General features: G+C 45.3%; 18 protein-coding genes. 8 read left to right on the top strand and 10 right to left on the bottom strand.

From position 1 onward, the window contains the following. Positions 1–21: 21 nt before the first annotated feature. From lptB to D8S93_RS19755, 5 genes are all read right to left on the bottom strand, one after another. On the bottom strand, positions 22–747 hold the full coding sequence (lptB, locus tag D8S93_RS19775) for an LPS export ABC transporter ATP-binding protein (RefSeq protein ID WP_005396240.1): 726 nt from the start codon (positions 745–747) through the stop codon (positions 22–24). Between the two features lies 1 nt (position 748). Next, positions 749–1,243 carry a lipopolysaccharide transport periplasmic protein LptA gene (lptA, locus tag D8S93_RS19770; RefSeq protein ID WP_005396239.1) on the bottom strand — a complete coding sequence of 165 codons (495 nt, stop codon included), beginning with the start codon at positions 1,241–1,243 and terminating at the stop codon, positions 749–751. Continuing rightward, on the bottom strand, positions 1,224–1,787 hold the full coding sequence (gene lptC / locus D8S93_RS19765) for an LPS export ABC transporter periplasmic protein LptC (RefSeq protein ID WP_152815012.1): 564 nt from the start codon (positions 1,785–1,787) through the stop codon (positions 1,224–1,226). Before lptC ends, lptA begins: the two co-directional genes overlap by 20 nt. An 86-nt stretch (positions 1,788–1,873) precedes the next feature. Next, positions 1,874–2,845, bottom strand: a complete 972-nt coding sequence (kdsD, locus tag D8S93_RS19760; RefSeq protein WP_047009142.1) for an arabinose-5-phosphate isomerase KdsD — start codon at positions 2,843–2,845, stop codon at positions 1,874–1,876. Positions 2,846–2,874: 29 nt separating this feature from the next. Continuing rightward, on the bottom strand, positions 2,875–3,840 hold the full coding sequence (locus D8S93_RS19755; protein ID WP_152815010.1) for a calcium/sodium antiporter: 966 nt from the start codon (positions 3,838–3,840) through the stop codon (positions 2,875–2,877). A gap of 374 nt (positions 3,841–4,214) precedes the next feature. On the opposite strand from D8S93_RS19755, the gene mlaF reads away from it, so the two are divergent. The 8 genes from mlaF to D8S93_RS19715 all read left to right on the top strand — a co-directional run bounded on the left by mlaF (position 4,215) and on the right by D8S93_RS19715 (position 9,656). Beyond that, entirely contained in the window at positions 4,215–5,018 is an 804-nt protein-coding gene (mlaF, locus tag D8S93_RS19750) for a phospholipid ABC transporter ATP-binding protein MlaF (protein ID WP_005396235.1), read from the top strand. Beyond that, a complete protein-coding gene (mlaE, locus tag D8S93_RS19745) occupies positions 5,008–5,799 on the top strand; it encodes a lipid asymmetry maintenance ABC transporter permease subunit MlaE (RefSeq protein ID WP_005396234.1) in 792 nt (263 codons plus the stop codon). The genes mlaF and mlaE overlap by 11 nt, the downstream gene beginning before the upstream one ends. Before the next feature lie 2 nt (positions 5,800–5,801). Then, positions 5,802–6,290 carry an outer membrane lipid asymmetry maintenance protein MlaD gene (gene mlaD / locus D8S93_RS19740; protein ID WP_012841383.1) on the top strand — a complete coding sequence of 163 codons (489 nt, stop codon included), beginning with the start codon at positions 5,802–5,804 and terminating at the stop codon, positions 6,288–6,290. Between the two features lie 2 nt (positions 6,291–6,292). Then, the gene (gene mlaC, locus D8S93_RS19735; protein WP_152815008.1) at positions 6,293–6,931 is read left to right on the top strand and encodes a phospholipid-binding protein MlaC; all 639 of its coding nucleotides are present in this window, start codon (positions 6,293–6,295) and stop codon (positions 6,929–6,931) included. Then, entirely contained in the window at positions 6,931–7,251 is a 321-nt protein-coding gene (locus D8S93_RS19730; RefSeq protein ID WP_005396231.1) for a lipid asymmetry maintenance protein MlaB, read from the top strand. Before mlaC ends, D8S93_RS19730 begins: the two co-directional genes overlap by 1 nt. A 3-nt stretch (positions 7,252–7,254) precedes the next feature. Beyond that, on the top strand, positions 7,255–7,509 hold the full coding sequence (ibaG, locus tag D8S93_RS19725; RefSeq protein WP_005396230.1) for a BolA family iron metabolism protein IbaG: 255 nt from the start codon (positions 7,255–7,257) through the stop codon (positions 7,507–7,509). A 9-nt stretch (positions 7,510–7,518) separates the two neighbouring features. Continuing rightward, entirely contained in the window at positions 7,519–8,784 is a 1,266-nt protein-coding gene (gene murA, locus D8S93_RS19720) for a UDP-N-acetylglucosamine 1-carboxyvinyltransferase (RefSeq protein WP_046873610.1), read from the top strand. 146 nt (positions 8,785–8,930) lie between these two features. Beyond that, positions 8,931–9,656, top strand: a complete 726-nt coding sequence (locus D8S93_RS19715; RefSeq protein WP_005381088.1) for a 1-acylglycerol-3-phosphate O-acyltransferase — start codon at positions 8,931–8,933, stop codon at positions 9,654–9,656. A gap of 85 nt (positions 9,657–9,741) precedes the next feature. Here D8S93_RS19715 and D8S93_RS19710 read toward each other — a convergent pair whose 3' ends face one another. The 5 genes from D8S93_RS19710 to D8S93_RS19690 form a co-directional block, all read right to left on the bottom strand. Next, on the bottom strand, positions 9,742–10,131 hold the full coding sequence (locus tag D8S93_RS19710; protein ID WP_005381087.1) for a RidA family protein: 390 nt from the start codon (positions 10,129–10,131) through the stop codon (positions 9,742–9,744). 128 nt (positions 10,132–10,259) lie between these two features. After that, positions 10,260–10,721, bottom strand: a complete 462-nt coding sequence (pyrI, locus tag D8S93_RS19705; protein WP_005381086.1) for an aspartate carbamoyltransferase regulatory subunit — start codon at positions 10,719–10,721, stop codon at positions 10,260–10,262. Between the two features lie 15 nt (positions 10,722–10,736). Further along, entirely contained in the window at positions 10,737–11,666 is a 930-nt protein-coding gene (pyrB, locus tag D8S93_RS19700) for an aspartate carbamoyltransferase (RefSeq protein WP_005397473.1), read from the bottom strand. 87 nt (positions 11,667–11,753) lie between these two features. Beyond that, complete coding sequence (locus D8S93_RS19695) at positions 11,754–11,849, bottom strand: hypothetical protein (RefSeq protein ID WP_031780631.1); 96 nt, start codon at positions 11,847–11,849, stop codon at positions 11,754–11,756. A gap of 99 nt (positions 11,850–11,948) precedes the next feature. Continuing rightward, positions 11,949–12,953, bottom strand: coding sequence for an ornithine carbamoyltransferase (locus tag D8S93_RS19690; protein ID WP_104969825.1), 1,005 nt, complete (start codon positions 12,951–12,953; stop codon positions 11,949–11,951). Positions 12,954–13,000 lie beyond the last annotated feature (47 nt).

Below are 13,000 nucleotides of genomic sequence, written 5' to 3'. Positions count from 1 at the left end.
ATCTTACCGTTCCTAATATAATCATAGACGGAATTGTTCGCCGAGATAAACTTGTTTCACCTGTTCATTATTGAGAACTTCTGCCGGAGTTCCCGATGCAATTAGGTGCCCTTGGCTTACGATATAGGCTTTTTCGCATACGTCCAGTGTTTCACGCACGTTATGGTCAGTGATTAACACTCCGAGGCCGCGATCGCGTAGATGCTCGATGATTTTCTTGATGTCATTAACCGAGATTGGGTCAACACCAGCGAAAGGTTCATCCAACAAAATGAATTGAGGGTTGGCTGCTAAAGCGCGAGCGATCTCCACTCTGCGTCGCTCACCCCCTGATAGTGCCATACCTGCACTGGTTCTGATGTGCTGAATGTGGAATTCTTCCAACAAATCTTCCAGCTTATCTTGGCGCTCTTCACGTGTCATTTCTTGACGAGTTTCGAGTACGGCCATGATGTTATCTTCCACCGACAGCTTACGGAAAATCGACGCTTCTTGCGGAAGGTAGCCAATCCCGAGACGCGAACGACTGTGCATCGGCAGAATACTGATGTCTTTATCATCAATGGTGATGGTGCCTTCATCTCGTGGCACCAAGCCGACAATCATATAAAACGAGGTGGTTTTACCTGCGCCGTTTGGGCCTAGCAGCCCAACAATCTGACCAGATTCAACTTCCAAGCTAACATCGGTTACGACTTTGCGCTTTTTGTAGCTTTTCGCCAAGTTTTTCGCACTCAGTACTGCCATATTAGTTCTCTATCTGATTGGGTTGCAAAATGGTCGTAACGCGCTCTTCCTTAGAGCTATCAGCGACTAGCTTTTGTTTACCAATTTGGTAACGAATCGAAGAACCTTTGATGGTGTTGTTGTCTTGTGCCAGTTGCGCTTGACCTTTCATGGTCAATTCGTCTGTAGAAATACGGTAATCCAGCTCCACAGCTTGACCACTCAGTGTCTTACCATCGTCCATCAGCTGAGAAAACTTCGCAGGTTTACCAAATGCTTGAATCTGTTTGATGGCTTCGGTTTTAGGATCGCGCGTTACCACGATTCTATCAGCATCGATATTGATGCTACCTTGCTTAAGAGATACATCGCCTTTAAAGATAACCTGGTTACTCTTCATATCCACCTGTTGGGTGTCAGAGTTAATGTAAACCGGTTGTTGAGTATCCGACTTAAGTGCCAGCGCTTGAGGCGCCGCCAATACCAGTGCCAGTAGGCTAAGGTGTAACGGTTTCATATCGACCTTGAACTTCGTCTGTCAGAGTTGCGGTATGCTGCTTTAAGTTGCCTTGCATTGCGCCTCCAGTAGTTTCAAATTGTGGCCCAACCAACATGACCTGTTGATCGGCTTTAAAATCACGATTGGTTAGATTAATGACTAACTTGTCTGTTGCCATGGTATCAAAGCTCGCACCAGGCAGAAGATTTTGCATTAAGACCTTGTCATATAACGTTAAGACTTGGTCTTCATCTAACACGGCTCTTGTGGCCGTCACCTTCCATTCAATGACGCTACCTTCACGGTAAACCATCAAAGTCGGGTTATTAAAAATGGTATCTCCACTCTTAGCATAATGGTCTAAGTTCGTGGAGCGGATGATGTAACTGCGGACACCATCTTCACCATAGGTGATGTTTTCCAGTCCAGTACCACTGAACATGGGCAGTTCAGAATCTGGTGCTACTTGAATTGCTTCGTTGCCTTTTGGGGTCAGTAGGTAATAACCGCACCATGCGACAACGAAGATCAAGAGCAAATAAATAAGGCGAGTAAAACTCATATAATGAAGGCCTATCGTTTAGCTCAGTACTTCCCTGACCATTGCCTTTATTTGTGTAATAAATGATTTAAATGTTTGTGCTGATATTACATCACGCCAGCTTTTAGTAAATCGTGCATGTTCAGTGCACCCACAATTTTTTCGTCTTTACATAAAATCAGAGCGTTAATATTTTTATTCTGCATCAAGTTCAAACCTTCAACCGCTAGCATATCAGGGTGCGCTGTGGTTGGATTTGTCGTCATGACTTCGCCAATCGCGGTCGTATGAATATCAATGCGTTTGTCTAAGGTGCGACGTAAATCACCATCGGTGAATATACCAAGCATAGCATCGTGTTCATCGACGATAGCGGTCATGCCTAGCCCTTTTTCTGAAATTTCAAGCAGGGCATCGCGAATCAATGCGTTTGGAGAAACTTTAGGTAACGCTTCTCCAAAGTGCATAATATCAGACAACTTAAGCAGCAGTTTTCTCCCTAACGCGCCACCTGGATGAGATAGGGCAAAATCTTCGGCAGAAAAACCACGCGCTTGAAGTAGGGCTACGGCTAATGCGTCTCCCATTACTAATGTGGCCGTGGTACTGCTGGTCGGTGCCAACCCTAGTGGGCAAGCTTCTTGAGGTACCGTGATTTGCAGGTGCAAGTCAGACAGTTTTGCCATATTGGATTCTGGCTTGCCTGTCATGCTAATTATCTTGATGTTCAGGCGTTTTAATACCGGAAATAGAGACAGAATTTCGTTTGACTCACCAGAGTTAGAAATTGCGAGCACAATGTCACCAGGGCTGATCATGCCCAAGTCGCCATGTGCTGCTTCGCCAGGGTGAACGAAAAACGCAGAAGTCCCCGTGCTTGCCAGAGTCGCAGCAATCTTGTTACCGATGTGGCCTGACTTGCCAATACCCATAACGGCTACTTTGCCGCTGTTGGAAAGGATCAGTTCGCACGCTTTCTCAAATTGATCATCAAAGTAGGTATCCAGCTCTTGCAGAGCAGCAACTTCGATATCAAGAACTTGTTTAGCAGCAGCGCGAAAATCAAATTGATTGGACATATCAGTTCTCTACTTATTTATCGTGGTAATTAAGCGGCCATGTTTGCGAATAAGTACACTTGATAACCTAGGAAGCATGCAAACAAGATTGCACCTTCAATACGGTTAATACTGCGTGATTTACCCACACACATCGCGACAAGTAACAGTGAAACGCCTAACATGACCCAGAAGTCACGTCCCATCGCGTACTCACTCAGCACCGATGGATTAATGATGCCAGGAATGCCCATTACGGCCAGAATATTAAACACATTCGAGCCAATAATGTTACCGACGGCCATGTCGTCTTCACCTTTTAAAACACCAGCAAGCGATGCTGCGAGCTCAGGTAGACTAGTGCCGATGGCAATGATAGTCAGGCCGATGACAAGATCGCTCATGCCAAAATACTTCGCAATAATCACCGCGTTATCCACTAGCATGCTTGCTGCCAAAGGAAGCAGTATCAGGCCAATAACCACCCACATGATCGCTTTAGGGTTGCTGACGCCTTCTGGGATCTCTGACTCTTGGTCATCAAGAAAAACATCACCTGATTTTTGTTCTTTGCGGCTGATCTGCAACATAGCAAATAAAAATGCTCCAAAGAGTACAAACAATAAGACACCTTCATAAAAACCGAGATGGCTATTCCAAAGCAGAATACCGGCGAGTACTGTTACTGCAATCATTAATGGCAGTTCCCGGCGGATGACCGCGGAGCTAATCGACAGAGGCTTGATGAGTGCTGTAATACCTAGGATTAACGCGATGTTCGCGATGTTTGAGCCTAAAACGTTACCCACTGCAGTATCGGTTTTTCCGTCCCAGGCTGCGGTTGCAGAAACCATCATCTCTGGCGCAGAAGAGCCCATCGCAAGGATTGTCATGCCGATGACAAGAGGTGAAATACCGACGTTGCGGGCTATCGCTGCAGAACCAAAAACAAGTTTATCTGCACTCCATACGAGCAAAACAAGACCGACTATAAGCAACGCTACGGCTTCGAGCATGAGAATTCCTAAGTATTAAATAAGTAAAATGAATAACCGCTAATTTTGACCTTTTGCGGCCTAAAATGGAAGATAAACGACGAATAAATTAAAGGTTAGTAACGAAAATGTATGCAAATGTCGTTCATTTAAATCAGCAATTCTTGTCTAGGATTTAAACACTTTGCGCTGATTTGATCGTAATCCACAAAAAATTGCAGGTATATACTCGACTTTATTTAATTGAACAGTGCTTTAAATTCAAAGCCAATGTGCTTATGATTGCAGCCTAATAAATGTACCGACGTTACTTTATTAAACGTGAAATTCAACTCCGTTGTGTGTCTGGTTGATGATGCCGTGAGTTGCAACGCTCCGACAGTAGAAGAGATGATATGTCGAACAACGATTTAGTCACCGTGAACAACCTCACTTTTTCACGGGGAGAGCGCAAGATCTTTGATGGTATTGATCTGCATGTTCCTGAGGGCAAAGTGACGGCCATTATGGGACCATCGGGAATAGGTAAAACTACACTGCTGCGTTTAATTGGTGGTCAGTTGTATCCCGAGCAAGGAGAGATCTGGTTTGATGGCGACAATATTCCCTCTCTCTCGCGTAAAAAACTCTACCATGCTCGAAAGAAAATGAGCATGTTGTTTCAATCAGGAGCTTTATTCACTGATTTGAATGTCTTTGATAACGTTGCCTTCCCATTGCGAGAGCATACGAATTTATCTGAAGAGCTGATTCGTACCATGGTGTTGCTTAAGCTTGAAGCCGTCGGTCTACGCGGCGCGGCACAATTGATGCCGAGCGAGCTATCGGGTGGCATGGCTAGACGCGCTGCGTTGGCGCGTGCGATCGCCCTGGATCCCGATTTAATCATGTATGATGAACCATTTGTCGGACAAGACCCGATCACCATGGGTGTCTTGGTTGAGCTCATTAGTAATCTAAATCAAGCGTTAGGTTTAACTTCTATAGTCGTTTCTCACGACGTGCCTGAAGTGATGAGTATTGCCGATTGGGTTTATCTGATGGCCGATGGCAAAATTATCGCTTTTGGCACACCAGAAGAGCTTAATCAGAATCCTGACCCTCGCGTTCAGCAGTTCTTACAAGGTGATGCAGATGGTCCTGTACCGTTTCGCTTCCCTTCTCAAAGTATCGAAAAGGACTTATTTGATGGTCGATAACTTTATGCATTTTGTCGCCTCACTAGGTAGACGAACGCTCTCCATCTGCGGAGCATTTGGTCGTGCGACTTTCATGCTGATTGGGGCGCTGTTTACTAAGCCACAACCGCTTAAAAGCTTTCCTTTGCTCGTTAAACAACTTTATTCCGTAGGCGTCCAGTCTCTGGCGATTATCGTCGTATCTGGGTTGTTCATTGGTATGGTCTTGAGCCTACAAGGCTATGTTGTGCTGGTGGATTACGGCGCAGAGGGCAGTTTGGGGCAAATGGTGGCGCTCTCATTGCTACGTGAATTAGGGCCCGTTGTCACTGCACTTCTGTTTGCTGGTCGTGCAGGCTCTGCGTTAACTGCAGAGATAGGTTTGATGAAAGCGACGGAGCAACTCTCTAGCCTTGAAATGATGGCGGTAGATCCTCTGAAAAGAGTGATCGCGCCACGTTTTTGGGCTGGTGCTATTTCAATGCCATTACTGGCTATGATTTTCATGGCAGTGGGTATTTGGGGTGCTCAGCTTGTTGGTGTTGACTGGAAAGGTGTTGACCATGGCAGTTTTTGGTCAGCGATGCAGTCCTCAGTTGAACTAGGACAGGATATTGGTAACAGTATGATCAAGTGCTTTGCGTTTGCAATTACGGTTACTTGGGTCGCTCTATTTAATGGTTATGATGCTATTCCAACTTCGGAAGGGATCAGCCGAGCAACTACGCGCACTGTTGTGCATTCTTCTTTAGCAGTACTAGGACTAGACTTTGTACTGACCGCATTGATGTTTGGGAATTAATCATGCAACAAACACGTAAAACTGAATTATGGGTTGGCAGCTTTGTATTAGCGGGAATTTGCGCGATTCTTGTGATGATTTTTCAAGTTGCTGACGTAAAAAGCATTGGCTCTGGTGATACTTATACCCTCAAAGCTGAGTTCGATAATATTGGTAGTTTAAAAGTTCGCTCGCCAGTAAAAGTGGGTGGGGTTGTGATTGGTCGGGTAAGCAACATTTCACTTAACCCAGATAACTTATTACCTGTTGTAACTCTATCGATCAATAGCAAATACAATCAATTCCCAGAAACGTCGAGCGTACAAATTTTGACGTCTGGCTTGATTGGTGAGCAATACATTGGTTTAGTACCAGGCTTTGTTTTTGACGATGAAGTCATGCTGGTCGATGGCGATACCATCGAAGACACCAAATCAGCGCTCGTGCTTGAAGACTTAATTGGTCAAGTGCTTTACAGCGTAGGTGGTTCAGACGATTCAAGTAAGGAATAACTATGTTAGCGAGATTATTACTTTCAGTTTGTGCTGTGTTTAGCGCGTTTGGTACAAGTGCAGCAGAAGTGGATAAAACTGAACCTTATAAGATGATGAAGCAAGTGGCTGAAGTCACGTTCGAAAGATTAAAAGCTGAGCAGCCGAGAATCAAACAAGACCCAGATTTACTCAAGGTGATTGTTGAAGAAGAGCTAATGCCTTACGTCAACTACCGCTATGCTGGGTTAAAGCTCCTAGGTCCAAACCTAAAAGGAGCGAAACGTGAAGACGTACTTGAGTTTATCGATGCATTTCGCGCGTACTTAATTGCTTCTTATGCCCAAGTGCTAACGCAATACAGTGACCAACAAATTGAATTTGGTCCTGAGCCTAGCGTTGATGACTCTAAGCGTATCACCAGTATTAAAGTTGATATCATCGATACGCCGCGTCCAAACATCAAGCTAGAGTTCAAATTGCGTAAAGACAACAAATCTGGTGAGTGGGAAGCGTTCGATATGATTGCGGAAGGCATCAGTTTACTCTCTAGTAAACAGTCAGAATGGAATAGCAAAATTCGTCAAGAAGGCATTCTATCTGTCGCGAAAGATCTAGAAAAATTAGCTGCGGAACCGGTTCGCTTTGAGGCGAAGAAATAATGGCCCAGACTCCCGCTCAGTGGCAATTAGATCAAAACATTCTTAAGCTAACAGGGGCACTTGATCGAGATACAGTGCCCTCATTGTGGGCGTATGCTCAGCAATGGCAACCAGCTCAAGCTGAGCTGGAATGCTCGTTAAAAGAGATAGAGCGCGTCGACTCTGCAGGAATGGTGATGTTAATCCACTTATTAGAGCATGCAAAAAAGCAAAACTGTCATATAATGCTCAGTTTCGTGCCGGCGCAACTGCGCACTTTGTTTCAACTGAGCAATGTTGAATCTTTAGTGGCCAAACACATACAGAATTATCAGGGGTAAATTGTGGATAGCGCAAAAGTACAACAGTTATTAGAAGAAGCACTAAACCTTCAAGAAGTGCATGTAAAAGGTGAAGGTAGCCACTATGAGGTGGTTGCTGTTGATGCTTGTTTCGATGGAATGAGCCGCGTTAAGAAGCAGCAGTTAATTTATGGTCCTCTGATGGAATACATCCAGCGTAACGACATTCACGCATTATCAATTAAAGCGTTCACACCAGAAGAGTGGGCTCGTGATAAGAAACTGATGTCGCTTTAAGGTTTATTGATGGAAAAGTTTCGAGTTATTGGGTCAGATAAACCACTCGTTGGTGAAGTGACCATTTCCGGTGCAAAAAACGCAGCACTGCCGATTTTATTTGCGTCTATCTTGGCGGAAGAGCCTGTAGAAGTGGCAAACGTGCCACACCTTCGTGATATCGATACAACCATGGAACTGCTTAAGCGTTTAGGCGCGAAAGTAAGCCGTAATGGTTCTGTTCACGTCGATCCTAGTAGCATTACTGAGTACTGCGCACCGTATGATTTGGTGAAAACCATGCGTGCTTCTATTTGGGCTTTGGGTCCGCTCGTAGCGCGATTTGGTCAAGGTCAGGTTTCTCTACCTGGCGGTTGTGCTATCGGTGCTCGTCCTGTTGATCTGCATATTTCTGGCCTAGAGCAGCTTGGCGCAACGATTACGCTTGAAGATGGTTACGTTAAAGCTGAGGTTGATGGTCGTCTAAAAGGTGCGCACATCGTGATGGATAAAGTCAGCGTAGGCGCGACGATCACCATCATGTGTGCTGCAGCACTTGCTGAAGGCACTACAACGTTAGACAACGCGGCGCGTGAACCTGAAATTGTAGACACAGCGGATTTCCTAAATAAGCTTGGTGCAAAAATTTCTGGTGCAGGTACAGATACGATCACGATTGAAGGTGTTGAGCGCCTAGGTGGTTGTAAACACAACGTAGTTGCCGACCGTATTGAGACAGGAACATTCCTTGTCGCTGCCGCGGTATCTGGTGGTAAAGTAGTATGTCGTAACACTAACGCTCATTTGCTTGAAGCGGTTTTAGCCAAGCTAGAAGAAGCTGGCGCGCTTGTCGAAACGGGTGAAGATTGGATTTCAGTTGATATGACTGATCGCGAGCTGAAAGCAGTGAGTGTACGTACAGCGCCGCATCCAGGCTTCCCGACCGATATGCAAGCGCAATTTACGCTACTAAACATGATGGCGAAAGGCGGCGGCGTGATCACTGAGACTATCTTTGAAAACCGCTTTATGCACGTACCAGAATTGATGCGTATGGGCGCGAAAGCCGAGATTGAAGGCAACACCGTTATCTGTGGTGATGTTGAGTCATTAAGTGGTGCGCAAGTCATGGCAACCGACCTACGAGCTTCGGCTAGTTTGGTAATTGCGGGCTGTATTGCTAAAGGCGAAACCATCGTTGATCGTATTTACCATATCGACCGCGGTTACGACAAAATCGAAAATAAACTGGCTGCACTTGGCGCAAATATTGAGCGAGTGAGCGAGGCAAGTTAAACTGCACCGCAGGTAACTTGGATATCAAGAGAGCCGAAACCTGAGTTTCGGCTTTTTTATATCACTCTCATGACCATAGTTATCCTTTATGGAAAGAGAGAAATTAATAGCTGTATCTGGCAAAAGCCGGTTCCTGGAGAACAAGAATGATTGCACTGTTACGTGTATTTGCTGTCGCTATCTTTGCGATTGTTATGTTTATTGGTGGTTGTGGTTACTGCCTGTTAAGCCCCCGAAACCCTAAGCACGTTTTCACTTTTGGCCGCTTGTTTGCCAAGATGTCTCGTGTATTTGGGATTAAGTTAGAGCTGCGTATCCCTGAAGATGCGTATTCACGCGGACAACATGTTTACATTGCTAACCACCAGAACAACTGGGACATGTTTACTGTTTCTGCTGCTGTGACCCCGAAAGTTGTGACAGTAGGTAAAAAGAGCTTGGCTTGGATGCCACTGTTTGGTCAGCTTTACTGGCTTACGGGTAACATCCTGATTGACCGAGCGAATCGCTCTAAAGCAAAAGGTACTATCGATCAGGTCGTGAGCAGCATGAAAGAAAGTGATGTTTCGGTGTGGATGTTCCCAGAAGGCACGCGTTCTCGTGGGCGTGGTTTGCTGCCATTCAAAACAGGTGCTTTTCATGCGGCAATTGGTGCAGGTGTGCCAATCATTCCTATCGTATGTAGCTCGACGAATAAAATTAAGCTGAACCGTTGGAACAATGGTCATGTGATTGTTGAAATGCTACCTCCAATCAGCACTGAAGGCTATGGTAAAGAGGGCATTCGCGAGCTAGCGAATATCTGTCGTGAACAGATGAAAGAGAAGCTTGAATCGTTAGATGAAGAAGTCAAACAGCGTAATGCTGCTTAAGTTTTACTGCGATATCATCACGAAAAGACAATAAAAAACGGGTAGCCTGAGCTACCCGTTTTTTTATGTTTGTCAGCAAGTGCAATTATTTGCGAACTGCGATTGCTTCAATCTCGATACCAACATCTTTCGGTAGGCGAGCCACTTCTACACAAGAACGTGCAGGGTAGTTTGCTACGCCGTGCTCATCAAAGAACTTGCCGTAAACTTCGTTCACCGTGCCAAAGTCGTTTAGGTCTTTAACAAAAACCGTTAGCTTCACGATATCTGACACTTTAAGGCCTGAAGATTCAACCACAGCCTTTACGTTTTCTAGAGACTGACGAGCTTGCTCTGCGATATCAGCAGACACTTCACCTGTCGCTGGGTTTACTGGGATTTGGCCTGAAGTAAGAACCATGTTACCTAGATCTACGCCTTGAACGTAAGGACCGATTGCTGCTGGTGCAGATTCAGTGTGAAGTACTTTCGTCATTTGATTTTTCCATCAGTTGTAGGGAATAAAGATTCTCAGTTTGCCTCTAAACCCGTGGTAGGTAAAGAGTAAAATACCCCGGCATCGCGGGGTATTTTAAACGTATCACGCCCAGTCGTACGGTGTGTTTATCGTTCGGTTACGATCTCACGTGAGAACACTTTCTCGCAGTACTTACACTTTAGGCGGATTTCTTGTTTCTTTTCGAATACGCTAAAGCTGCTTTCTACTGGCTCATTGTGAGAAATACAGTTTGAATTTGGGCATTCGAAGACATCATTGATGCGCTCTGGAAGCTCTAACGCGAGCTTTTTCACCACTTCATAGTTTTCGATTTGGTTCACGGTCGCGTGAGGAGCATACAGCGCCAACTTGCTCGCTTGCTCTTCATTAATAAACACATTTTCTATTTTCAGTAGATCTTTATGACCGAGTGCCGATGATGGCAAGTTCAGACCAATCGTAACGCGCTGTGATGAATTGTGCATATCGAACAGTCTTAATACTTTGATGCCGATTTGCGCAGGGATGTGGTCGATGACTGTGCCATTTTTGATTGCTTCTACCTGCAATTGAGTTTCTTTAGCCATGGGTTTTCTCCTCGATTACAGTGTTTCGTTTAGAACAAGCGCCAACAGTGCTTGGCGAGCGTATACGCCATTTTGAGCTTGCTGGAAGAAGTAAGCATGAGGCGTTTTATCAACATCGGTTGTGATTTCATCCACACGTGGTAGTGGGTGGAGTACTTTTAGATTTTCGCGCGCCCCTTCGAGTAATGCCGCTGTCAAAATATACGCCGATTTAATGTGCGCGTACTCCGACTCATCAAAGCGTTCTTTCTGTACGCGCGTCATGTACAGAATATCCAGTTCAGGAATCACACTCTCCATGTCTGTGTGCAGGCTATATTGAATGCCTGCTTCGTCTAGCTCTTCGCAGATGTAATCTGGCATTGCCAATGCTTCTGGTGCAACAAAGAAGAAGCGGATGTTATTAAACTTCGCTAATGCTTGAGTCAGAGAGTGCACCGTGCGGCCATATTTTAGGTCACCGACGAACGCGACGTTCAAGTTGTCTAGACGACCTTGTGTTTCCGCGATGGTGTATAGGTCGAGTAGCGTTTGAGTTGGGTGTTGGTTTGCACCGTCACCAGCGTTGATCACTGGCACGCCATTTGAGAATTCAGAGGCCAAGCGAGCGGCGCCTTCTTGTGGATGGCGCATCACAAAGGCATCGACGTAAGAAGAGATGACCTGTACTGAATCTGCGAGTGTTTCGCCTTTTTTCGCCAGAGAGGTATTACCATCATTATCAAAGCCAATCACGTCACCACCAATGCGTTGAATCGCTGTTTCAAACGACAAGCGAGTACGCGTTGATGGTTCAAAGAAACAACTGGCAACGACTTTGTTTTTAATCAGTTCTGGTCGAGGTGCTTTTTTAAGGCTGCCTGCTGTTTCTACGATAAGTTCCAGCTCTTCACGTGAAAGCTCTGGAATAGAGATGATGTGCTTCTGGTAAAGCGAGTTCGCCATGATCTTCTTCCCTATAACATTGATGACTACATCCAAATTGCCGAAAGGAATTTTGGACATAAAAAAACCTCCCCAAATGGGGAGGTTTTAAAATTCAATAGAATTAACGAAAATAACACCACGTAAGCGTAGTCGCTTAGCTAGAGCAAATCGCGTTTTCATGTCGGCAATTAGCTTGGTCATTTCTTAATCCTCAGACAAATTGCCGAGCATTATACGCTTAACTTTCGTGAGCGCAAGCGATTACATCATGGTTTTTAGCGGCTGTTTTGGCTTGCTAGTTTAGCTTCCTAATGTCGCTACCATCACGGCTTTGATGGTGTGCATACGGTTTTCAGCTTCGTCGAATACGATGGAGTATTCTGACTCAAATACCTCTTCTGTTACTTCAAGGCCTTTCATGCCGTATTTTTCAGCGACTTCTTTGCCGACGGTGGTTTCATCATTGTGGAAAGCTGGAAGGCAGTGCATGAATTTCACATGTGGATTGCCCGTTTGCTTAATCACGTCCATATTGATTTGATAAGGTGTCATTAACGCTACACGTTCATCCCATGCCTCGGCAGACTCACCCATAGACACCCAAACGTCGGTGTATAGGAAGTCACAACCTTTCACACCTTCCTCAACGCTTTCTGTTAACGTGATTTTTGCACCAGTTTGCTGCGCGATAGTTTGGCAAGTTGCCACGAGCTCTTCTTCAGGCCAGAACGCTTTTGGCGCGACAAGGCGAATATCCATGCCCATTTTAGCGGCGCCCACCATGAGCGAGTTGCCCATATTGTTGCGTGCATCGCCTAGGTAAGCGAAGGTCATTTCATGCAGCTGCTTACCGCGTCCGTACTCTTGCATGGTCAGGAAGTCAGCAAGGATTTGGGTTGGGTGGAACTCATCAGTCAAACCATTCCACACTGGAACACCAGCATAAGTGCCAAGCTCTTCAACAATGGATTGGCCAAAACCGCGGTATTCGATGCCATCATACATGCGGCCAAGTACGCGCGCGGTGTCTTTCATTGATTCTTTATGGCCAATCTGAGAACCAGAAGGGCCGATGTAAGAGACTTGAGCGCCTTGATCAAAAGCAGCGACTTCAAACGCACATCGGGTACGAGTCGAAGATTTCTCAAAGATGAGTGCAATGTTTTTACCTTGAAGTGTCTTCTGCTCTGTTCCTGCATATTTTGCTTTTTTTAGCTCTGCAGACAGTTCGAGCAAGAACTGGATTTCTTTGGTTGAGAAATCCAATAGCTTCAAAAAGTTGCGGTTACGTAAATTGAAAGCCATAGCTCGTCCCTTAGTACGTGTGATTGAATTAATAGAATGCATTAAAA

This window comes from Vibrio sp. VGrn 2 (assembly GCF_009361695.1).
GTDB lineage: Bacteria > Pseudomonadota > Gammaproteobacteria > Enterobacterales > Vibrionaceae > Vibrio > Vibrio diabolicus.
Note: the sequence above shows the minus strand (reverse complement) of the source record. Positions and strands in the feature narration are given on the sequence as shown.